The sequence below is a fragment of the Neisseria sp. P0014.S002 genome, assembly GCF_051958295.1.
In the GTDB taxonomy this organism is placed as follows: Bacteria; Pseudomonadota; Gammaproteobacteria; order Burkholderiales; family Neisseriaceae; genus Neisseria; species Neisseria flavescens_B.
In genome coordinates this window covers 1-20443 of record NZ_JBQCVO010000004.1, presented here as the reverse complement: position 1 = coordinate 20443, position 20443 = coordinate 1, and the positions used below count along the sequence as shown (strand labels likewise).

The following is a 20443-nucleotide window of genomic DNA, read 5'->3' as shown; positions in this document are numbered from 1 at the left end:
CAGACGGCCTTTTAATTTAAAAATTATAACGATTAGGCTTGTAGAGATTCGCGGTTTTCCAAAACTTGGTCAATCAAACCATATTCTTTAGCTTCATCGGCAGACATATAATTGTCGCGGTCGGTATCGCGTTCCAAGTCGGCCAAATCGCGATCACAATGTTTGGCGAGTAAGCGGTTCAGTTTCTCTTTGATTTTCAGCAGCTCTTTAGCATGAATTTCAATATCGGAAGCCTGACCGGCCAAGCCGCCGCTGATGAGCGGTTGGTGAATCATGATGCGGCTGTTTGGTAGGGCAAAGCGTTTACCTTTTTCGCCGGCGGACAACAGGAATGCCCCCATACTTGCTGCTTGACCCAAGCATAAAGTAGAAACATGAGGCTTGATGAAGTTCATGGTGTCGTAAATCGACATACCGGCAGTAACCGAACCGCCCGGAGAGTTGATATAGAAGAAGATATCTTTATCAGGGTTTTCGCTTTCCAAAAACAGTAATTGCGCAACAACCAAGTTGGCAGATTCGTCAGTCACCGGGCCGATCAAGAAAACGATGCGCTCTTTTAAAAGGCGTGAGTAGATGTCGAATGCGCGCTCGCCGCGACCGCTTTGTTCGATAACGGTAGGGACAAGGTAATTATTGAAATCGAAGGACATTTTTGTCTCCTGTTAATGATGGAAAAGCACCAAAGCCATTTAAAGCGCTTCGGTGCTTTTGATTGTCTGTTTCAGACGGCATTAGAGCAATTAAGCTTGTGCGCCCATTACTTCGTCAAAAGACAGCGCTTTTTCAGTTACTTTAGCTTTGCTCAGAACGAAATCAACAACATTGCTTTCTACTGCCAAAGAAGTCGGACCTTGCAGGCGGGAAGGCTCTGCGTAGTACCAGTCGATAACTTCTTGAGGGTCTTCGTAGCTTTCAGCGAAGTTAGCAACAACGGCTTTGATTTGGTCTTCAGTTGGCTCAAGTTTGTTTTCTTCAACCAATTTAGCCAAAATCAGGCCCAAAGAAACGCGGCGTTCCGCTTGTTCTTTGAACATGTCCAAAGGCAGATCCAAGTTGGCAGCGTCAGCCATACCTTGGTTAACGAAGTTTTGTTTCATTTCGTTTGCCAGGCGGGCGGCTTCTTCGTTGACCAAAGCAACAGGAACTTGTAAATCGGCTGCTTTGAGCAGGGCGTTCATTACAGATTCTTTGGTTTGTTCACCGATGCGGCGCTCAACTTCGCGGCCAACGTTTTTCTTCACTTCTTCACGCATTTTGGCAACATCGCCGTCTTCAATACCCAAAGCTTTAGCGAAGTCAGCGTCAACTTCAGGCAAAGTAGCTTCAGAAACGTTGTTTAGAGTGATGGTGAATACGGCAGATTTACCGGCAACATCTTTACCGTGGTAGTCTTCAGGGAAGTTTACGGTAACATCTTTGCTTTCACCGGCTTTCATGCCGACAACACCGGCTTCGAATTCAGGCAACATTTGACCTGCGCCCAATACGAAAGCGTAGTTTTTAGACGCGCCGCCAGCGAAAGGTTCGCCGTCGATTTTGCCTTCAAAGTCGATGATGACGCGGTCGCCGTTTTGGGCTTCGCGGTCAACATGGTTGAAGCGGGTGCGTTGTTTGCGCAGGATTTCTACAGTTTGGTCAACTTCGGCATCGCCAACAGTCGCAGTAACTTTTTCTACTTCTTGGGCAGACAGGTCGCCAATAGTTACTTCAGGGAAAACTTCAAAAATAGCGGCAACTTTGAAAGACTCTTGATCGTCTTGTTCTTCAACGGCTTCAAAGCGTGGGTAACCGGCAACTTTCAATTCTTGAGCAACGGCAACTTCGTAGAATTCGCGTTGTACCAATTCGTTGATAACGTCGTTTTGTGCGCTTGCGCCGTACATTTGGGCAATCATTTTGAACGGTGCTTTACCCGGACGGAAGCCGTCAATTTTTGCACGGCGTTGGGTTTGTTTCAGTTTTTTCTCAGTTTCTGCGTTGATTTTGGACCAAGGCAGAGACAATACTACTTTGCGTTCCAGATTTTCTAAAGTTTCAACAGTTACGCTCATCGTAAGCCCTTAAATTTGTTGTGTTTAAACGGTTATCCTTATGACCAGTATTCCGAAGAATTTCGGAAGCGTGCATAAGGTCAAAATTTAGCTGCTTAGTATAACACAATGTTTCATGAATAACATAAAAACGCCGTCTGAAAAGTAGGAAATTCTTTTCAGACGGCCTTTTCATTTCGATATTGATGTTTTTTACAGCTGGTCTTTTTGCGCCAGAATCCGTCGGCTGCCGTTGATGTCTGCCGGAGAGAGAACACCGGCATTTTCAAGGGCATCTACCAAATTAGCGGCACGGTTGTAGCCGATGCGCAATTGGCGTTGTAGTGCAGAAATGGAAGTTTTCCGGCTCTCCAATACGAAGGCAACGGCTTGATCGAATAACTCATCGCTGTTTGCGTTCGGATTGACAATATTGGTGGTTTCGATGGCCGCTTCGCCACTGAGCAGACCTTCAATATAGTTGGTTGGAGCCTGTTCTTTGACGAAATTGACGACCTGATGCACTTCATCATCGGAAACAAACGCACCTTGCAGACGTGTCGGTTCTGCGCTGCCCGGTTGCAGGAATAATGAGTCGCCGTATTTGAGCAATTCATCTGCACCCATTTGGTCAAGAATAGTGCGGCTGTCGATTTTGCTTTGTACGGTAAAGGCCATACGTGTCGGAATGTTGGCTTTAATCAGGCCGGTAACCACATCGACACTCGGGCGTTGGGTGGCGACAATCATGTGAATGCCTGCTGCACGCGCTTTTTGGGCAAGGCGTGCGATTTGCTGCTCAACGGATTTGCGTTCGGTCATCATCAAGTCTGCCAACTCGTCGATAACAACCACAATTAACGGCAGTTTTTCCAGAGGCTCAGGATCGTCAGGATTTAAGCTGAACGGATTGAGCAACGGCTTGCCTGCCGCTTTGGCTTGTTCGACTTTTTGGTTAAAACCGTCCAAATTACGCACGCCGGCATGGGAAAGCAGGCGGTAGCGTTTTTCCATTTCGGCAACACACCAGTTCAACGCTTGTCCCGCTTCGCGCATATCGGTCACCACCGGGCAGAGCAGGTGCGGAATGCCGTCGTAAATGCTTAATTCCAGCATCTTCGGGTCAATCATAATGAAGCGGACTTCGTCGGGCGTGGCTTTGAAGAGCATGGACATAATCATGCCGTTCACGCCGACGGATTTACCCGAGCCGGTCATACCAGCGACCAAAAGATGCGGCATTTTTGCCAAGTCGCCGACAACGGGCGTACCTGCAATATCTTTACCCAAAGCAACAGTCAGTTTGGACTTGGCATCGGTAAACACGGGTGAAGAGAGGATTTCGCTCAACATGACGTCTTGGCGTTTCTCATTGGGCAATTCAATGCCCATGGTGTTTTTACCGGCAATGGTTTCTACAATACGTACCGCTTGCAGAGACATCGAGCGCGCCAAATCTTTGGACAGGGCGACAATTTGACTGCCTTTGACACCTTGTGCTGGTTCGATTTCGTAGCGGGTGATCACGGGGCCGGAAGTGGCGGAAACAACCTGTACGCCGATGCCGAATTCAGCCAGCTTGGCTTCGATCAATTCTGCGGTCTGTTGCAATTCATCCGGATTGACGGCAACCGGTTCTTCAGACGGCATACGCAACAGGTTCATGTTGGGCTTGTGATATTCGCCGTTGTTTTTAAGTTCAGTATCGTCAAATAGGGAAGTTTGGATTTTAGGGGGCGGCGCAACGGATACGGCAACGGTTTTACGGTTGCTGCTGCTGCCTGCCAACGGAGCAACTGGAGTGGCGGTAATGGTTTTGGCCTCTTTCACCATGCGGCGCGTATTTTGGGTTTCCAAAGCCTCGGAGTGGACATCTTCTTTTTTATTTTGGAATTGAGACAGTTTTTTCATCAAATTGCCAAACAGGCCGCCCATATGGCTGCCGGATTTGGCCATGACTTCCAACCATGACACCTGAGCCAGCAGGGAAATGGACAACAGCAGCATCACCAGCATAATCAACAGGCTGCCTGACTTACCCAGCAGCCAAGCCAAGCCTGAACCCGCCAGCAAGCCGACCAAGCCGCCTGCACCGACGGGAAGGGATTCGCTCAATGCATTGTCAAACAGGAAATGCTCGATAATTGGACTGCACACCAGCAGGAGGAACAATGCCAAAGCGGCTACGCCGTGATTGTAGGGCTTGTGGTTTTCCTGCTTTTTCATGGGGCGGAAGTTTTTGTAGAGGAAAACGCAAGAGGCGACTATCCACCACCAAAACGATAAGCCGAACAGATAATATCCGACATCGGAAAGATATGCGCCGAAGAGGCCGCCGAGGTTGGCGACATCGTTGCTTTTGGGCACGCTGCGCGACCATGCAGGGTCGTCCATGCTGAAGCTGGCCAGGGAAATGGCCAGATAAATGGTGATAACCAAGCCAAACAGCCATAAAGCGTCATTGATTAAGTTGACGACATGCTCAGGACGCGCTTTTTTTTCTTCATTTCTTTGCAGCTCTTTGGCGGCTTTCAGGCGTTGGGAGACTTTATTGTCGGCTTGAGTTTGTGCTTTAGTGGATTTGCGTGTGGTCGGTTTGGCTGCCGGTTTGGTAGAGACGCGTTTTTTTGTTTGGGTTTTAGAAGATTTTGCAGTCATGAGATAAAGGCCGTCTGAAAAGACCGGAGGTAATGTGCGTAAAGGGCAAATTATACCGTATTTACTAGGCACAAGAAATTGAAACGGGCGTAATCATTATAGGATTCAGGCCGTCTGTTTGGCGTGACGAAAATTTTGAATTTCGTTTACACCTGTTCAGACGGCCTGATGTTTTGATTGATTTGGACTTACATTCTGCCCAGTTCGCGCTGGAGGGCTTGAATATTTTTCTCCCTATCCAAAACCGCACCTTGCAATGTGCTGATGGCCTGTTGATTGACGCTGCCGCCTTTGGCTGTCCGCGCTTGGCTCAGTTGCTTTTTGGCATCGGCCAAAGCCGCGCGTTCATTGGATAACTCGGTTTCCAAAATAGAGCGGCGGCTGTTGACGCCGGAGGATTTGGGAACCGGAGGAGGAGCCGTTTCAGAAGCAGTGCGGACAGGGGCTGGTTTGGGTGTTGCCTTATGGTTGGATTTTGCCGCTGTGTTTTTGCTTTTTGCCGGAGCAGTTTGTGATATCGGTGCATCGAGTGTCGGCGCATCGCTAACCGGGGCGTCGTATCGGCTGCTGCTGTATTTGCCGACAATCGGCAAATCATTGACGGCTTGGCAGTTGCCGCTTGGGCGTGAGGTATAGACAATCGAGCCGTTGACTTCACAGGTGTAGATTTTTGCGGCGTGTGCTTGGCTGTTGAAAACGGCAAGCGGAAGCAGGGATAGGGTAAGCAGATATTTTTTCATGATTCAGGTAGGGCTGATTCGTTGCAGTTGAGCATTTTATTCTTGTTCAGACGGCATGAGCTGCTGTTTTTTAGCTTTTGCACTGTTTTTGTTTTTGCTCGGTTTGTCGGCTTTTTTCTCTTGTTTATCGGATTTTCCCACGCGTGCCTTTTTCTTAGGCTTTGCGCTTGTGCGTTCATCAGAGGCATTGAGGCTGCGGATGTTGAGATGGTAACCGCTGCCTTGATGGCCGCTGATTTTAGGTAATTCGGCCTGTGCGCAGGAGGATTTGGGTTCGGAAGTATAGCTGCCGTTGCCGCAGGAATAAACTGCGGCGGCTGCATGAAGAGAAATGCCCAAGACGAAAGAGGATACGAGGAAGTATCCGGCTTGTTTGATGGTTGAAGTCATGTTTTTCCGTATTGTGTTTTATTTCAGACGGCCTGATGGCTCTATTTTTATTGGGAAAACTCGGCTTCAACATCAACTTGGATTTGCTCAAGCTCTTCCTGCCATTGCAGCCAGTTTTCTTCCAGTTGCGTTAATTTTACTTTAGTTTCTGTTAATTGTGCGAGTGTCTCTTGCAATTTGGGTTTATTTTCTTCTGAATAAGCAGATTCTTGTGCCAAAAATGCTTCACAGGCCGTCTGAATGTCAGTCAATCGTGCGATTTCTTTTTCGGCTTTGTCGATTTTCTGCTGAATCGGTTTGCTGCGTTTGGCTTTTTCCTGACGGATTTGTGCCTCGATACGCTTTGTATCCTTACGGCTTTGGCTTTGTGCAGAAGCGGCGGGAGCTGCTGCGGCGTTTTCTTGTGCCAATCGCCATTGACGGTAGTCGTTCAAATCGCCGTCGAAGTTGTTCAGACGGCCTTTGTCGATAAGGAGGAAGCTGTCGGTAGTCGCTTCAAGCAGGCTGCGGTCGTGCGAAACGACGATTAATGCACCTTGGAAACTTTGCAGGGCAAGTGTCAGGGCGTGGCGCATATCCAAGTCTAGGTGGTTGGTCGGTTCGTCAAGCAGCAGCAGATTAGGTTTTTGCCAGATAATCATGGCAAGGGCGAGCCGCGCTTTTTCCCCACCGGAGAACGGCTCGGTCTTTTGAATTGCCATATCGCCAACAAAGTTGAAACCGCCTAAAAAGTTGCGGATTTCCTGTTCGCGGACTTCAGGAGAGAGTTGTTGGATATGCCAAACCGGACTTTGGTCGGCGCGCAATGTGTCCAGTTGGTGCTGAGCAAAATAGCCGATATTGAGCTTTTCGGAGCGGACGATATTGCCGGAAAGTAAATCGATTTTTCCTGCCAATGCTTTGATAAATGTGGATTTACCGCTGCCGTTAACGCCCAACAGGCCGTAACGTGCGCCGCTTTCCAGAGACAAGGTGATATCGTGCAAAACGGTATTGTCACCATAACCTAAGTCGGCATGGTCGAGTTTCAATAATGGATTGGGCAGGTGTGTCGGATTGGCAAACTCAAAGGAAAACTCGCTATCCAAATGCGCAGGAGCGATGCGCTCGAGTTTGGCTAATGCCTTCATGCGGCTTTGGGCTTGTACGGCTTTTGTGGCTTTGGCTTTGAAACGGTCGATAAAGGATTGCAGATGTTTGATTTGCGCCTGCTGTTTGACGTAGGCGGCTTGTTGTTGCGCCAGACGCTGGGCGCGTTCGGCTTGATAGAAATCGTAATTGCCGCCGTATTGGGTTAGTTTTTGTTGCGACAGTTCGATGGTGTGCGTTGTGGTGGCATTCAAGAAGTCGCGGTCATGGGAGATGATGATTTGCGTACAGGACAGGGACGCGAGATGGTTTTCCAGCCACAACACGGTTTCTAAATCCAAGTGGTTGGTCGGTTCGTCCAAGAGCAGTAAATCGGCACGACAAATCAGCGCTTGGGCAAGGTTGAGGCGCATACGCCAGCCGCCGGAGAAGGATTTGACGGGACGAGTATGTTCTTCTTGTGCAAAACCCAAGCCGTTAAGCAGTTTGGCGGCGCGTGCCGGAGCGGTATAGGCATCGATTTCTTCAAGTTTGGCGTGATATTCAGCTTGCTTCATGCCGTCGTTTTGCGCTTCTGCTTGGGCCAAGGCCGTCTGAAAAGCCTGTAATTCGGCATCTCCTTGCAAGACGTAGTCTAAAGCGGAAATATCTAAATCAGGCGTTTCTTGAGAGACGGAAGCCAGACGCCATGTTTTGGGAATAAGGATTTCGCCGCCATCTTGTGTGATTTCACCTTTTATCAGCGCAAACAGGCTGGATTTCCCCGTACCGTTTTTACCGATTAAACCAACGCGTTGTCCAAGGTTGATTACGGCATCGGCTTTATCGAGCAGGACTTTCAAACCGCGTTGCAGGGTGAGTTTTTTAATTTCTATCATGATGGCAGGTAAGGGGATAAGTAAAACGAAAGGCGTTATTTTACCTGAAAAGATATATAAAAGGCCGTCTGAACAAGTATGAAAACGAAATCAACGATTTCTATTTCACTTATTCAGACGGCCTTTATGAAATGACAGTCGGAAATGCTTTCAAATTGTCTGTTGTTTCAATTAAATTTGAAGATCGGTATTGTCCGCACGGATTTGGCGCAGGAATTTTTGTGTCCGCTCATGTTTGGGATGATTGAACAAATCTTGCGGGCTGCCTTGTTCGACAATAACGCCGCCGTCCATTACGACGACGGTGGTTGCCACTTCCAAGGCAAACTTGATTTCATGCGTAACGACAACCATGGTCCAACCTTCTTGTGCCAATTCCTTCATGGTATCCAAAACATCTTGTACCAATTCAGGGTCGAGCGCGGAAGTCGGTTCGTCAAACAGCATTAATTCAGGCTGAATCGCCAATGCGCGGGCAATGCCGATGCGTTGCTGTTGACCGCCGGAAAGCTGGTAGGGATAGAGGTCAATCTTATCGCTCAAACCGACTTTTTCAAGCAATTTGACTGCCTCTTCACGGGCCTTGGCGACAGGTTTGCCTTGTACGGCAACCGGCCCTTCCATGACGTTTTCCAACGCAGTTTTGTGCGGAAAGAGGTTGTATTGTTGGAACACCATGCCTGATTTGCGACGCAGTGCCAAAATATCGTGTTTGCTTGGTTTTTTGGAAAAATCGATGCTTAACGGCTGCGCATTGTCAAACTCGATCTGACCTTGTTCAGGCATTTCCAAAGCGTTTAAACAGCGTAGAAATGTGGTTTTGCCTGAGCCGGAAGGGCCTAGGATAACCACCACCTGTCCTTTGCCGACATCCAAATCGATGCCGCGCAAAATGGTATTTTCGCCAAAGGTCTTATGGATATTGCGGATTTTAATCATGACAACTCCTTATTTGGCGACATAACGGTCGAAACGTTTTTCCAAACGCGCCTGAATCAAAAACAGCACTTTGCAGAAGCACCAATAAACCAATGCAGCTTCGATATAAACGGGCAAAAAGTCATAAGTACGGTTTGCTGTCTCTTGGGCAACACGGAAAAGCTCGGTTACCGTTACCACGGCGGCAAGCGAGGTGTTTTTGAACAAACCGATAAATTCATTGCTCAAAGGGGGCACGGCAACGCGGAATGCCTGCGGTGCGACAATGCGGCGGAAAGTCTGCATATAGGTCATACCGATGGAGAAACCGGCTTCCCATTGGCCTTTAGGTACGGACAAAATTGCCGCACGTATGGTTTCGGAAGCGTATGCGCCGACATTGAGCGAAAAGCCGATGATGGCGGCAGGAATCGGGTCGATATAGATGCCGACGGAAGGCAAGCCATAGAATACGATGACCAACTGCACCAACAGCGGCGTACCGCGAATGACGGAAATATAAAATTCAACCAGCTTCAGCAAGCATTTTTGGAAAATGCCGGCGGAGGGCATGATTCGCACCAAAGCAACGGCTACGGCAATAATCATGCCGATAACGAAAGAAGCGATCGCCAAAGGCAAAGATACTGCAAAGCCGGCTTTGACCATAGGCCAAAACGCGCTGATGAGCATATCAGCGCGTGTTTCCGTCATAAACGGCAGAGAGGCAAGGAAATTATTTAACACTGATGTCTTTTCCGAAGAATTGTTCGCCCAGTTTTTTCAGCGTGCCGTCGGCTTTCAGTTCGTTGATTGCCGTGCTGAATTTCGCCACGACTTCGTCATTGCCTTTATTGACAATCAAGCCGGAACCGACTTTTTCATCGGCAGGCGCAGACCAAACGATTTTCACGCCCGCATTCGGGTTTTTCTTCAGATAGTCTAAAACTGCCAATTCATCGTTTAAAGTCGCATCCGCGCGTTTTTGTTCAATCAGGGTCAGAGATTGTGCCAAACCATCTACCGGTACGAGTTCAGCTCCTGCTGCTTTGGCTTTTTCGCCATAGTTACTGGTCAGGGATTGTGCGGTTTTTACGCCTTTGATGTCGTCGATGGATTTGATGTTGCTGTCTTTACGGGCAACCAATACGGCACCGCTCCAGCTGTAAGGCTCGGATTTGTCAAAAGTCGCTTGACGCTCAGGGCTGGTCAGGCCGACTTGGTTGGCAACCACGTCGAAACGGCCGGCTTTCAAACCTGCCATCATAGAGTCCCATTGTGTTTCTTTAAATTCAACTTTGATGCCCAGTTTGTCGGCGACTGCGCGGGTTACTTCGACATCGTAGCCGGTCAATTTGCCGTCTTTGTCGTGGTAGGTGAATGGTGCGTAAGTACCTTCCGTACCGACAGTGATGGTACCTTTGTTGTTGATACGCTCAATCAGTGAGCCGGAAGCCGCGCCGGATTGGGCCGGTGCAGAAGAAGCTGAGTTGCTGCCTTCGCCGCCGCAGGCTGCCAAAACTACTGCAGTGATGGTGCCGAGTATGAATTTTTTCAACATGGATTTTTACTCCTGATTTTTAGTGTGTCATCTGGTATTAAAGCATGCATTCTAAGCGAAACTGCCCAAAATACAAAATACATCTTATTTCTTAAAAGGCCGTCTGAACGCTGATTTGTTCAGACGGCCTTGAGTGGTATATCAAAATTTCGGCTTATGCAATTTCAAGCCACATGACTTGATAGGGTTGCAGTACCAAATCCTGATTCAGGGAAACGGTTTGACCGCTGATCAAATCGTGTGCTTTAAACGGCATGGCTTGCAGCGTATGCGCACTGATGGTTTGCGGATGTTCACTGAAGTTGCCGAATGCCAATAGTGCGTTGTTGCGCATATAGCCGATGATGTGTTTGTTGTTGGTATTGAAGGTAACCAACCTGCCGCCGTCAAAGCGCGGATTGCTTTGGCGGATGGCAATCATATGGCGCAAACCTTGGAAGATTTGACCGGCAGTGGTCGAGCTGTCATGACGTTGCTTGTACAACTCCTCATTGTAACGAGGACGGTGTGCCCAGCGGCTGTCATCGCTTTTGTTGCTGTCGTTCGACCAGTCGTCGTCATTGAGCGTACCGACTTCGTCGCCTAGGTAAATCAGCGGCAGGCCGCCGGTACTTAGGGCGATGCTGTACAAGAGTTTGATGCGCTCAACGGCATATGGATCGTTTTGCGCCAAGCCGACCAATGCTGCTGCTGTACCGCTGACACGGCAGTCACCTGTGCTTGGATTGTATTGGAACGGTACACCGCGAGCGAAGCTGCCGTCGAAATGGTTGACGAAGAAGCGGTTGAGGAATTGTCGGTGGTCGTAGCCGTGGATGCCGAACTGCCATGCGTCCTCATCGGCAAACGTCCAGCCGATGTCGTCATGGCTGCGGACGTAGTTGACCCATGCTGTGTGGTCGGGCAGGTTGTGGCGGTAGGTCAGTGCCTGATGGAGCAGGTTGACTTCTCGTGTGGCTAGGGTGTTCCACAACAATGCCATTTGCAGAGGGTTGTAGCCGATTTGGCATTCGTCTTGGCTGATGTATTGGACAACTTGGTCAGGATGGACGATGGCTTCGGATTTGAAGAACACGGCTGGCGCTGCGATACGCATGACGGAGTTAAACGCGCGAATCAGGGCGTGTGCCTGAGGCAGGTTTTCGCAGCTTGTGCCCATTTGCTTCCAAATAAAGGCAACGGCGTCCATGCGCAGAATATCAACGCCCAAGTTGGCAAGGAACATCATTTCGCCTGCCATGGCGCGGAATACCCATGGATTGCTGTAATTCAAGTCCCATTGGAAGGAGTTGAATGTTGTCCATACCCAGCGTCCGTCTTCCAGTTGGGAGAAGCCGCCCGGATGTTGGTCGGGGAAGATTTCACGCAGGGTGCGGTCGTATTGGTCGGGCATCCAACGGTCAGGGAAAATGTAGTAGAAATTGTCGTAGAGCGGATCGCCGGCGGCGCAGCGTTTTGCCCATTCGTGTTCGTTGGAAGTGTGGTTGAAGATGAAATCGACAACGGCGGAAATACCTGCTTCGTGCAAGGCGGCAATGACATCGCGCAAGTCGTCTATTGTGCCCAGTGCCGGATTGACATCGCGGTAGCTGCTGACCGCATATCCGCCGTCGCTTTTGCCTTCAGGGCATTTAAACAGGGGCATCAGGTGCAGATAGGTCAGGCCCAACTCTTGGAAATAAGGAATTTTGGCTTTCAAGCCTTGCAGATCGCCTGCGAACAAATCGACGTAGCACGCGCCGCCAACCTGTTTGTTGGACAAAATCCAATCAGGATCGTTTTCGCGCGCGATATCGATTTCTTTTAAGGATGAGTTGCGTTGGGAATAGCTTTGCCATGCTTGGGCAATCAGTTGCTCCAGCATGGGGAGGACGGCTTCGTTATTGTTGTAAACATTGTCCAGCTCGTGCATCAGTTTTGGAAAGTGTTCCTCAAGTCGTCTGTCAAACTGTTTCCAGTCTTCAGATGTCTCGATGCTTGCACGCTGTTCGGGGGTATAAATCGATAGGGTGCGTTCTTTAAGGTGATGCAAGGTCAAATCAACCTGTTGAGTCTGGGTCAACATAATGCCTACTCCGAAGTTAAGGTAAAATTGTTTTGAAGCTTGGTTTCACTTCTTTTGAAAATCCATGCCGATTGTGGGCGGCTAAGACTGTAATTTTACGTCAAGAAACTGTCTCAATGATACTGGAAGTGCTTGAGTGTGCATAGGGTTTTCAAGCTTAAGAAGGACGATTTTTCAAGTGTTTGATTTTGATTAAAAGTAAGGTTGAGCATATGGAAAGTGGCCTTTTGACGAACTTATCTTTCAGACGACCTGAGTCTTGTGAGAAAAACTTTTATTTTTATTATCTTAGACATTTTTTTATTCCAATATGGCCGTCTGAAACATATGTATAGCATAGCGGATTGCTTGTTTCGTCTAAAAACGTGTCATAGCGATTAAATTTATGACTTCTGATGTAAATCAAGATTCGATAAAGAGGCAGTTATTCTGATTTGAAGAGAGAGGGGATGGACGAGTTTCATTTATTAAAAAATGAATCCATTAGTTTTCTTATTGATAGTGGTTATTATGTAGATTATCAAGTTAATAAAGGAAAGGTTTTTGTCTGGTTTGTCATGCTTTTTTAATATTATTTTTTAAAATTAGACTTGACCCGTTACAAGCAATTACTTAAAGTACCCATCTTATTTTTACACAAGAAAACGGGTTGTCCCGTTCCAAAAAAATGAGCGCAATCAAACCACCACAAATCACCGTATTCGACAGCAAGCCAACCGATGCTTATTTCTTCGGTACTTGCGTTCTCGACCTTTTCATGCCGGAAGCAGGCATGGATGCCATCACTTTAATCGAACAACAGGGCATTCGTATCCATTATCCTATGGAGCAAAGCTGCTGCGGCCAACCGGCCTATTCGTCAGGCCATCCTAAAGAAGCTTTTGATGTTGCCAAAGCGCAACTGGATTTATTCCCTGAAAATTGGCCGATTGTCGTGCCTTCCGGTTCTTGCGGCGGCATGATGAAACACCACTGGCCAACTTTGTTCAAAGGCACCGAGTACGAGCAAAAAGCGATTGATTGTGCCAACCGTATTATCGAATTTACCCACTTCCTGCTGGCGATTGGTTACAAACCTGAAGATAAAGGCGAGCCGGTTAAAGTGGCCGTTCATACTTCCTGCGCCGCGCGTCGTGAGATGAATGTCCATTTGTCAGGCTGGCAGCTGATTGACGGCATGGAAAATGTTGAACGTATCGTTCACGACCATGAAAGCGAGTGCTGCGGTTTTGGCGGTACATTCTCTGTGAAACAAGCTGATATTTCCGGCGCGATGGTAACCGACAAAGTTGCAGCCCTGAAAGAAACAGGCGCAACTGAAATCATCAGCGCAGACTGCGGCTGCATGATGAATATCGGCGGCAAAATTGCCAAAGATGAACCCAATATGCCACGTCCGAAACATATTGCATCTTTCCTGTTGGAACGTACCGGAGGTAAAGCATGAGCGCGCGCGAAAATATTTTAGCGAAATTGAAAAAAGCTGATGCCTTGCCGATGGAAGAGCCGCCGGTTTTCGATTATTACCGTGAAATGGGTGTTTCTTGGGCAAACGATGTCGAGCGTTTGAAACATTGGGCGGCTGCCATGCGTGCCGTCAAAACTGAAATCTATTGGGTTACCAAATCCAACTGGCCGCAAGTATTCCGTCAAGCAGCCGAAGGCAAAGGCTTGAAAAACATTCTGCTCCCATTGGAAACAGAACATGGTCAGCTGGCTCGTGCAGCTTTGGCCGATACCAATATTGAACCTCGTGGTTTTGAGCGAAAAATCGACGACTGGAAAAACGAATTCTTTACCGATATTGAAGCTGGTTTTAGCGGCTCTAAATGCGGTATTGCCCGTACCGGTACGATTATGCTGGAGTCCAGCCCTCTTGAGCCGCGCAGTCTGAGTTTGGTTCCGCCTGTGCATTTCTGCCTGTTTGACACCAGCAAAATGTACAACGAATTCCATAATGCTGTTGAAGGTGAAAAACTGGTGGAAAAAGGCATGCCTACCAACGTTATTTTGATTTCCGGTCCGTCTAAGACTGCCGATATTCAATTGACTTTGGCCTATGGTGCACACGGCCCGCGCGATTTGGTGGTTTTGGCCATTCTGCCTGATCATATTTCCCCTGCCGATTTGGAGGAAAAAGCATGAGTTCTCAAACCATTAAGTTCCATATGAAGCCGGAAACGTTCAAGCAAAACGCTGCGATTTCTTTGCAAGATAAGCCTCTTCGTAAAAGCTTGCGCACAGCGATGGATATGCTGATGACCAAGCGCAAAGCCGTTTTGACAGATGAAGAAGAGCTGCAAAGCCTGCGTGACTTGTGTGAACATGTCCGTCAACGTTCGTTGTCCAAATTGCCTGCATTATTGGAACAGCTGGAAGAAAACCTGACCAAGTTGGGTGTTAAAGTCCATTGGGCGGAAACCCCTGCTGAAGCCTGCCAAATCATTCACAACATCATTACCGATAAAAACGGCAAGTTGATGGTGAAAGGCAAATCTATGGTCAGCGAAGAGATTGAGCTGAACCATTATCTGCAAGATCAAGGCATTAAAGCGGTTGAGAGCGACTTGGGCGAGTTTATCGTTCAAATGGCCGGCGAGAAACCAACCCATATCGTGATGCCTGCCATTCATAAGACCAAAGAGCAGGTAAGCGAACTTTTCCACCAAAATCTCGGCACGCCATTGACAGACGACGTAGACCAGTTGACCGGATTTGCGCGTAAAGCACTGCGTGATATTTATAGCACTGCCGATGTCGGTTTGAGCGGTGTAAACTTTGCCGTTGCTGAAACAGGCACTTTGTGTTTGGTCGAAAACGAAGGCAACGGCCGTTTGAGTACCACTGTACCGCCTGTGCACATCGCCATTACCGGTATTGAAAAAGTGGTTGCGAAGCTGTCGGATGTTCCGCCTTTGTACAGTCTGTTGCCACGCTCCGCCATCGGTCAGAACATTACCACTTATTTCAATATGATTACCGGCCCTCGCCGTAGCGAAGAGTTGGACGGCCCTCAAGAAATGCACTTGGTACTGCTTGATAACGGCCGTAGCCAAGCTTATGCAGAAGATCAAATGCGCCGTACTTTGCAATGTATCCGTTGCGGTGCGTGTATGAACCACTGTCCGGTTTATACCCGTATCGGTGGCGCGGCTTACGGTACGACTTATCCCGGCCCGATTGGCGAGATTATTTCTCCGCATTTGTTGGGCTTGGATGCGACACGTGATCTGCCGACTGCATGTACCATGTGTGGTGCCTGTGTTGAGGTTTGTCCGGTACGCATTCCGATTACCGAACAAATGCAACGTCTGCGTGTTGAAGCGCAACGTTCGCCAACCGAAATCGTTCCGCATCCTATCCGTGGTCAAGGCGCATCGCATACTTTCGGCGAACAAATGGCGTGGCGTACGTTTGACGGTATTTTCAGCGGCAGTAAAGCTTACCGTGCATTCGGTTGGACAGCCACTAAATTCCGTGCATTGACGCCTAGCAAGCAGCTGGGCTGGACGGATAACCGTGTTCCGATGAAACCGGCTAAGAAAACGCTGCATCAACTGATGGCAGAGAAACTCCAGAAAGAAAAAGCATAAGGCTTGATAAATAAAACCTGAGGAATAAAAGGCCTCAGGTTTTATTTTTTATTGAATACTACTGGTGTGGCATTGTTATTTGCAAAGGCGTCTGATTTGATTATTTTATCTTGATTCTTTTGAATAAAAATGCCGTCTGAAAGATTTTCAGACGGCATTTATTACAGGCCCAAAGTTTTGTCTAAGTCCTTAGAGCAATACTTTTTCTACACCGCCGTCATTGGCTTTTTTCACAAACTCATCCAGCCAGTTTTCACCGAGGATGTGTTTCGCCATCTCAATAACGATGTAGTCTGCAGGCATATTGTTGTCGTCGGCGTAGCGGCTCAAGCCTTGCAGGCAGGCTGGGCAGGAGGTAAGCATTTTGACTGGTTCGCCCTGCGGCAGCTCTTTGAGGTTTTTCTCAATTTCCTCTTGTTTGCGGAACTTGACCTGAGTGGCAATGTCGGGTCGTTTGACGGCAAACATACCGGATTCGCCGCAGCAGCGGTCGCTTAAGACGACTTTCTGCCCCATGAGGCTGCTTGCCATTTGGGTGGCGTTCATGGTTTTGATTGGGGTGTGGCAGGGGTCGTGGTAGAGGTATTGCTGACCTTTCACGCCGTTCAGTTTCACGCCTTTTTCGAGCAGGTATTCGTGGATATCGATGATGCGGCAGCCGGGAAAGATTTCTTCGAAGCGGTATTTTTCGAGCTGGTCGTAGCAGGTGCCGCAACTGACGACGACGGTTTTGATGTCGAGGTAGTTGAGGGTATTCGCCATGCGGTGGAAGGCGACGCGGTTGTTGGTGCTCATTTGCTCGGCTTTTGCCTTGTTGCCGCCCGCGTCTTGCGGATAGCCGCAACACATATAACCTGGTGGCAGGACGGTTTGTACGCCGACGTGCCAGAGCATGGCTTGGACGGCGAGTCCGATTTGGCTGAACAGACGCTCCGAACCACAGCCGGGGAAGTAGAACACGGCTTCGGCATCTTCGGGCGCGGCGGGATTGCAGATGATGGGGATGCTTTTGTCGTCTTCGATGCCGAGCATGGAACGCGGTGTTTTAGCGGGCACGCTTTTAGGCAAAGGACGGTTGATGAAGTGGATGATTTGTTCTTTAACCGGAGCGGTGCCGACGGTGGCTTTCGGTTCGGCTTTTTGTTTTTTGGTGCCGACGGGCAGCAGTTTGCCAATTTTGTAAGCGAAGTTCTGCGCAGGGAAACCGGTTTGTATCATGGCGGCGCGCAGGGCTTTGATGGTTTTCGGGCCGGTAGCGTTCAGAAATGCCATGCCCATCGATGCGGCGGGTGCAAAGCGTTTGTGGCCGGAATCGGCAAGGTAGTTGCGGATGGCTACGGTTACGTCGCCGAAGTCGATGTTGACGGGGCAAGGTTTGACGCAGCGGTGGCACACGGTGCAGTGGTCGCCGATGTCCATGAGTTCTTCGAAGTGTTTGATGGAAACGCCGCGGCGGGTTTGCTCTTCGTATAAGAAGGCTTCGGTCAGCAATCCCACGCCGAGGATTTTGTTGCGTGGGCTGTACAGCAGGTTGGCACGCGGGACGTGGGTGGAGCAGACAGGTTTGCATTTGCCGCAGCGCAGGCAGTCTTTGACGGAATCGGCGATGGTACCGAGGTCTGATTTTTCCATAATCAGCGATTCCGCGCCCAACAGCTCGAAAGACGGCGTGTAGGCGTTGCGTAAATCCGAGCCTTTCATCAGTTTGTGACGGTTGAAGGTGTGTTTGGGATCGACTTGGTTTTTGTAGTCCCAAAACGGCTGCAAATCTTCATCGGTCAAAAATTCGAGCTTGGTGATGCCGATGCCGTGTTCGCCGGAAATCACGCCGCCGAGCGAGCGGGCGATTTTCATGATGCGCTCTACCGAGCGGTAGGCGGTCTGAAGCATTTGGGCGTCGTCTGAATTGACGGGGATGTTGGTGTGGACGTTGCCGTCGCCGGCGTGCATGTGCAAGGCGACGAAGACTCTGCCGCGCACGGTTTTGGCATGGATTTTGCCCAAACCTTCGATGATCTTGGTGTCGGTTTTGCCGCTGAATATTTCGGCGAGCGGTTTCATTACGTCGTCTTTGACGGAAACGCGCAGGCGGAAGTCGCGGAATGCGGTGAAACAGCTCTCGTCGTCTTTGGCTTCGGGCGCGGCATGGACGGCTTTGCCGTAGCGGGCTTTATAGTCGGCAAGCGGCGTATCGAGATTGGCGAGCAACCAGTCCCAACGTTCTTTGACGGAGGAAACGTGGGCAAGGGCGTGTTTGCCGCGTTCGCCCAACAGTTCGGCGGTTGGCAGGTCTGTTCCCATTTTGTCGATGGGGAGTTTGCCGGATAGATATTGCTCCAAGGCAGCACAGAGTTTGAGTTTGTTTTGGATGGAAAGCTCAATGTTGATGCGTTCGATGCCGTCTGAATACTCGCCGAGCCTTTCGAGTGGGATTACCACGTCTTCATTGATTTTAAAGGCGTTGGTGTGTTTGGCGATGGCGGCGGTACGGCTGCGGTCAAGCCAGAAGGTTTTACGGGCTTCAGGAGATATGGCGATAAAGCCTTCGCCGTCGCGGGCGCGGGCGAGTTCGCAGATGTGTTCGGCGGCTGCCTGTACGGCGGCTTCGTCATCGGAAACGACGTCTGCCAGCAAGACCATTTTAGGTCGGCCTTTGCCTGCCGCTTTGGTGGCATAACCGACGGCGCGGACGTAACGCCAGTCTAAATGCTCCAAACCGGCCAATCGTACGCTTTCATGGGCAAGCAGAAAATCGCGGATTTCGACAATGGACGGCGTAGCGGTGGCAACCGTACCGAAAAACTCCATACATACAGTACGCGTGTATTTCGGCATTTTATGCAACACGAAGGCGACGCTGGTGATGATGCCGTCCGTGCCTTCTTTTTGCACGCCGGGCAGGCCGCTCAAGAATTTGTCGGTAACGTCTTTGCCCAAACCGACTTTGCGGAATTTGTGTCCGGGGATTTCCAAACGTTTGGTATTGACGATATTGCGGCCATCTGAATCCAGCGTATGTATGTTAAACACGGCGGTTTCTTCGTCGTGGATTTTGCCGAAATTGTGGCGCACGCGTTCGATACGCAGCCATTCGCCTTGAGGGTTGACCATGTTCCAGTAGGCGAGGTTGTCCAAGGCAGTACCCCACAGTACGGCTTTTTTACCGCCTGCGTTCATCGCCACATTACCGCCCACGCAAGATGCATCGGCGGAGGTTGGATCGACGGCGAACACCAAACCTGCCTGATGCGCGGTTTCTTCTACTCGGCGGGTTACTACGCCTGCGCCGCAATGGATAATCGGATGTCTGCCGTCCAAGCCTGCCAGCTCAACGTATTCGACACCACGATGCTTGTCGAGTTTTTCGGTATTGATGACTGCGCTGTTTGCGTCTAAAGGCACTGCGCCGCCGGTATAACCCGTACCGCCGCCGCGTGGGATAATGACCAAGTCCAATTCGATTAAGGCGCGGACCAAAGGCGCGATCTCTGCTTCGGTATCAGGATTGACGACAACAAACGGATACTCCACACGCCAGTCGGTTGCATCGGTAACGTGCGTTACGCGAGCCAAGCCGTCAAACATGATGTTGTGCGGTTTGGTGATTTTGCTTAAGCGTTCCAAAATCTGATGGCGTTTTTGGATGGTTTCATCAAAACTGCTATCAAAACGCTCGACTGCTTTTTCTGCTGCGGCAACTAAGACATCTACTTGCTGATTGTCGTCGCGGCGTTTGCGGATCTCGTTCAAACGGTGGCGCATTTCACGCACCAGCGCGGTACGGCGTTTCGGGTGCTCCAACAAGTCATCGACCAGATACGGATTGCGCACGACCACCCAAATATCGCCCAATACTTCAAACAGCATTCGTGCCGAACGTCCTGTTTTGCGTTGACCGCGCAGATCTTGCAGGATTTGCCACGCTTCGTTGCCCAACAGTCGGATGACGATTTCGCGGTCGGTATAAGAAGTATAGTTATAGGGAATTTCTCGAATACGCTGAGGGGCAGTAGTCGTGGTCATGGTCGTGTTCCGTTGATGGATGTAATGTTTTTATATTAAAGGCCGTCTGAAAAATGCAAATTCTTCTTGATGGCGTAAAGTGTTAATGTAGTGTAATTTTCGATATTTTTCAATGGAAAAGACAATAAACATTTCAATGGGAATGATTTGCAACTAGGCAATATTGTTTACAATCTTGTCGTGTAAATGGTTTTCAGACGGCCTGATAGATTTTATCGCTTGAGTTTTTCTGTAAAACCGCTATAATGCGTTTCTTCTATGGCGGGTCTCCCCGCATGGTAATTCGGAACACCGGGTCAGGGGCGGAAGCCAGCAGCCCACTCTGATGAGCCAGTGCCGGGGGTTCGGCTCGCCACCTTATTCAAAAATGCCGGAGATGGTTAAGTCTCCGGCATTTTTCATTGTATAAAGCGTAATAAAAAGGCCGAGACCTTTGCAAAATTCCTTTTCCCCAACAGCCGAAACCTAAATAAAGATTTTCGGCTGTTTTTGTTT

At 49.3% G+C, this 20443-nt stretch carries 13 protein-coding genes, 1 other RNA gene and 2 pseudogenes; 4 read left to right on the top strand and 12 right to left on the bottom strand.

From position 1 onward, the window contains the following. Positions 1 to 32: 32 nt before the first annotated feature. The 11 genes and pseudogenes from clpP to ACTHSX_RS05450 form a co-directional block, all read right to left on the bottom strand. Positions 33 to 653: an ATP-dependent Clp endopeptidase proteolytic subunit ClpP gene (clpP, locus tag ACTHSX_RS05500; protein ID WP_049333839.1), complete on the bottom strand. Its 621-nt coding sequence runs from the start codon at positions 651 to 653 to the stop codon at positions 33 to 35. 90 nt (positions 654 to 743) lie between these two features. Further along, positions 744 to 2054 carry a trigger factor gene (tig, locus tag ACTHSX_RS05495; protein ID WP_371459146.1) on the bottom strand — a complete coding sequence of 437 codons (1311 nt, stop codon included), beginning with the start codon at positions 2052 to 2054 and terminating at the stop codon, positions 744 to 746. A 192-nt stretch (positions 2055 to 2246) separates the two neighbouring features. Further along, positions 2247 to 3887: pseudogene (locus tag ACTHSX_RS05490) on the bottom strand (DNA translocase FtsK); the annotation flags it as partial. A gap of 101 nt (positions 3888 to 3988) precedes the next feature. Beyond that, positions 3989 to 4691, bottom strand: a pseudogene (locus ACTHSX_RS05485) (DNA translocase FtsK 4TM domain-containing protein); the annotation flags it as partial. Between the two features lie 188 nt (positions 4692 to 4879). After that, positions 4880 to 5431, bottom strand: a complete 552-nt coding sequence (locus ACTHSX_RS05480; protein ID WP_440377046.1) for a hypothetical protein — start codon at positions 5429 to 5431, stop codon at positions 4880 to 4882. A 36-nt stretch (positions 5432 to 5467) separates the two neighbouring features. Continuing rightward, positions 5468 to 5821, bottom strand: coding sequence for a nucleolar protein (locus tag ACTHSX_RS05475; protein WP_440377045.1), 354 nt, complete (start codon positions 5819 to 5821; stop codon positions 5468 to 5470). Positions 5822 to 5868: 47 nt separating this feature from the next. Beyond that, positions 5869 to 7788 (bottom strand): ATP-binding cassette domain-containing protein, encoded by a 1920-nt coding sequence (locus tag ACTHSX_RS05470; RefSeq protein WP_440377044.1) that lies wholly within the window; start codon positions 7786 to 7788, stop codon positions 5869 to 5871. 171 nt (positions 7789 to 7959) lie between these two features. After that, on the bottom strand, positions 7960 to 8727 hold the full coding sequence (locus ACTHSX_RS05465; protein WP_440377043.1) for an amino acid ABC transporter ATP-binding protein: 768 nt from the start codon (positions 8725 to 8727) through the stop codon (positions 7960 to 7962). 9 nt (positions 8728 to 8736) lie between these two features. Further along, positions 8737 to 9453, bottom strand: a complete 717-nt coding sequence (locus ACTHSX_RS05460) for an amino acid ABC transporter permease (protein WP_191620639.1) — start codon at positions 9451 to 9453, stop codon at positions 8737 to 8739. Beyond that, complete coding sequence (locus ACTHSX_RS05455) at positions 9443 to 10267, bottom strand: amino acid ABC transporter substrate-binding protein (RefSeq protein WP_440377042.1); 825 nt, start codon at positions 10265 to 10267, stop codon at positions 9443 to 9445. Before ACTHSX_RS05455 ends, ACTHSX_RS05460 begins: the two co-directional genes overlap by 11 nt. A gap of 154 nt (positions 10268 to 10421) precedes the next feature. Then, positions 10422 to 12332 carry an alpha-amylase family protein gene (locus tag ACTHSX_RS05450; RefSeq protein ID WP_440377041.1) on the bottom strand — a complete coding sequence of 637 codons (1911 nt, stop codon included), beginning with the start codon at positions 12330 to 12332 and terminating at the stop codon, positions 10422 to 10424. 667 nt (positions 12333 to 12999) lie between these two features. On the opposite strand from ACTHSX_RS05450, the gene ACTHSX_RS05445 reads away from it, so the two are divergent. From ACTHSX_RS05445 to ACTHSX_RS05435, 3 genes are read left to right on the top strand one after another with little or no spacing between them, the layout of a single operon-like run. Next, on the top strand, positions 13000 to 13779 hold the full coding sequence (locus tag ACTHSX_RS05445; protein WP_049323225.1) for a (Fe-S)-binding protein: 780 nt from the start codon (positions 13000 to 13002) through the stop codon (positions 13777 to 13779). Beyond that, positions 13776 to 14477 carry a LutC/YkgG family protein gene (locus tag ACTHSX_RS05440; protein ID WP_440377040.1) on the top strand — a complete coding sequence of 234 codons (702 nt, stop codon included), beginning with the start codon at positions 13776 to 13778 and terminating at the stop codon, positions 14475 to 14477. The genes ACTHSX_RS05445 and ACTHSX_RS05440 overlap by 4 nt, the downstream gene beginning before the upstream one ends. Next, complete coding sequence (locus tag ACTHSX_RS05435; RefSeq protein ID WP_070591292.1) at positions 14474 to 15925, top strand: LutB/LldF family L-lactate oxidation iron-sulfur protein; 1452 nt, start codon at positions 14474 to 14476, stop codon at positions 15923 to 15925. Before ACTHSX_RS05440 ends, ACTHSX_RS05435 begins: the two co-directional genes overlap by 4 nt. A 189-nt stretch (positions 15926 to 16114) precedes the next feature. Here the strand turns inward: ACTHSX_RS05435 and ACTHSX_RS05430 are convergent, their stop codons facing one another. Further along, positions 16115 to 19948: a DUF3683 domain-containing protein gene (locus tag ACTHSX_RS05430; protein WP_440377039.1), complete on the bottom strand. Its 3834-nt coding sequence runs from the start codon at positions 19946 to 19948 to the stop codon at positions 16115 to 16117. 260 nt (positions 19949 to 20208) lie between these two features. Here ACTHSX_RS05430 and ffs point away from each other — a divergent pair. Beyond that, an RNA gene (ffs, locus tag ACTHSX_RS05425) (signal recognition particle sRNA small type) lies at positions 20209 to 20305 on the top strand. Positions 20306 to 20443: the final 138 nt, after the last annotated feature.

Excerpts from the sequence above, each read along its gene's own strand:
- clpP (WP_049333839.1), bottom strand. The coding sequence starts at position 653 with ATGTCCTTCGATTTCAATAATTACCTTGTCCCTACCGTTATCGAACAA.
- tig (WP_371459146.1), bottom strand. The coding sequence starts at position 2,054 with ATGAGCGTAACTGTTGAAACTTTAGAAAATCTGGAACGCAAAGTAGTA.
- ACTHSX_RS05480 (WP_440377046.1), bottom strand. The coding sequence starts at position 5,431 with ATGAAAAAATATCTGCTTACCCTATCCCTGCTTCCGCTTGCCGTTTTC.
- ACTHSX_RS05475 (WP_440377045.1), bottom strand. The coding sequence starts at position 5,821 with ATGACTTCAACCATCAAACAAGCCGGATACTTCCTCGTATCCTCTTTC.
- ACTHSX_RS05470 (WP_440377044.1), bottom strand. The coding sequence starts at position 7,788 with ATGATAGAAATTAAAAAACTCACCCTGCAACGCGGTTTGAAAGTCCTG.
- ACTHSX_RS05465 (WP_440377043.1), bottom strand. The coding sequence starts at position 8,727 with ATGATTAAAATCCGCAATATCCATAAGACCTTTGGCGAAAATACCATT.
- ACTHSX_RS05455 (WP_440377042.1), bottom strand. The coding sequence starts at position 10,267 with ATGTTGAAAAAATTCATACTCGGCACCATCACTGCAGTAGTTTTGGCA.
- ACTHSX_RS05450 (WP_440377041.1), bottom strand. The coding sequence starts at position 12,332 with ATGTTGACCCAGACTCAACAGGTTGATTTGACCTTGCATCACCTTAAA.
- ACTHSX_RS05445 (WP_049323225.1), top strand. The coding sequence starts at position 13,000 with ATGAGCGCAATCAAACCACCACAAATCACCGTATTCGACAGCAAGCCA.
- ACTHSX_RS05440 (WP_440377040.1), top strand. The coding sequence starts at position 13,776 with ATGAGCGCGCGCGAAAATATTTTAGCGAAATTGAAAAAAGCTGATGCC.
- ACTHSX_RS05435 (WP_070591292.1), top strand. The coding sequence starts at position 14,474 with ATGAGTTCTCAAACCATTAAGTTCCATATGAAGCCGGAAACGTTCAAG.
- ACTHSX_RS05430 (WP_440377039.1), bottom strand. The coding sequence starts at position 19,948 with ATGACCACGACTACTGCCCCTCAGCGTATTCGAGAAATTCCCTATAAC.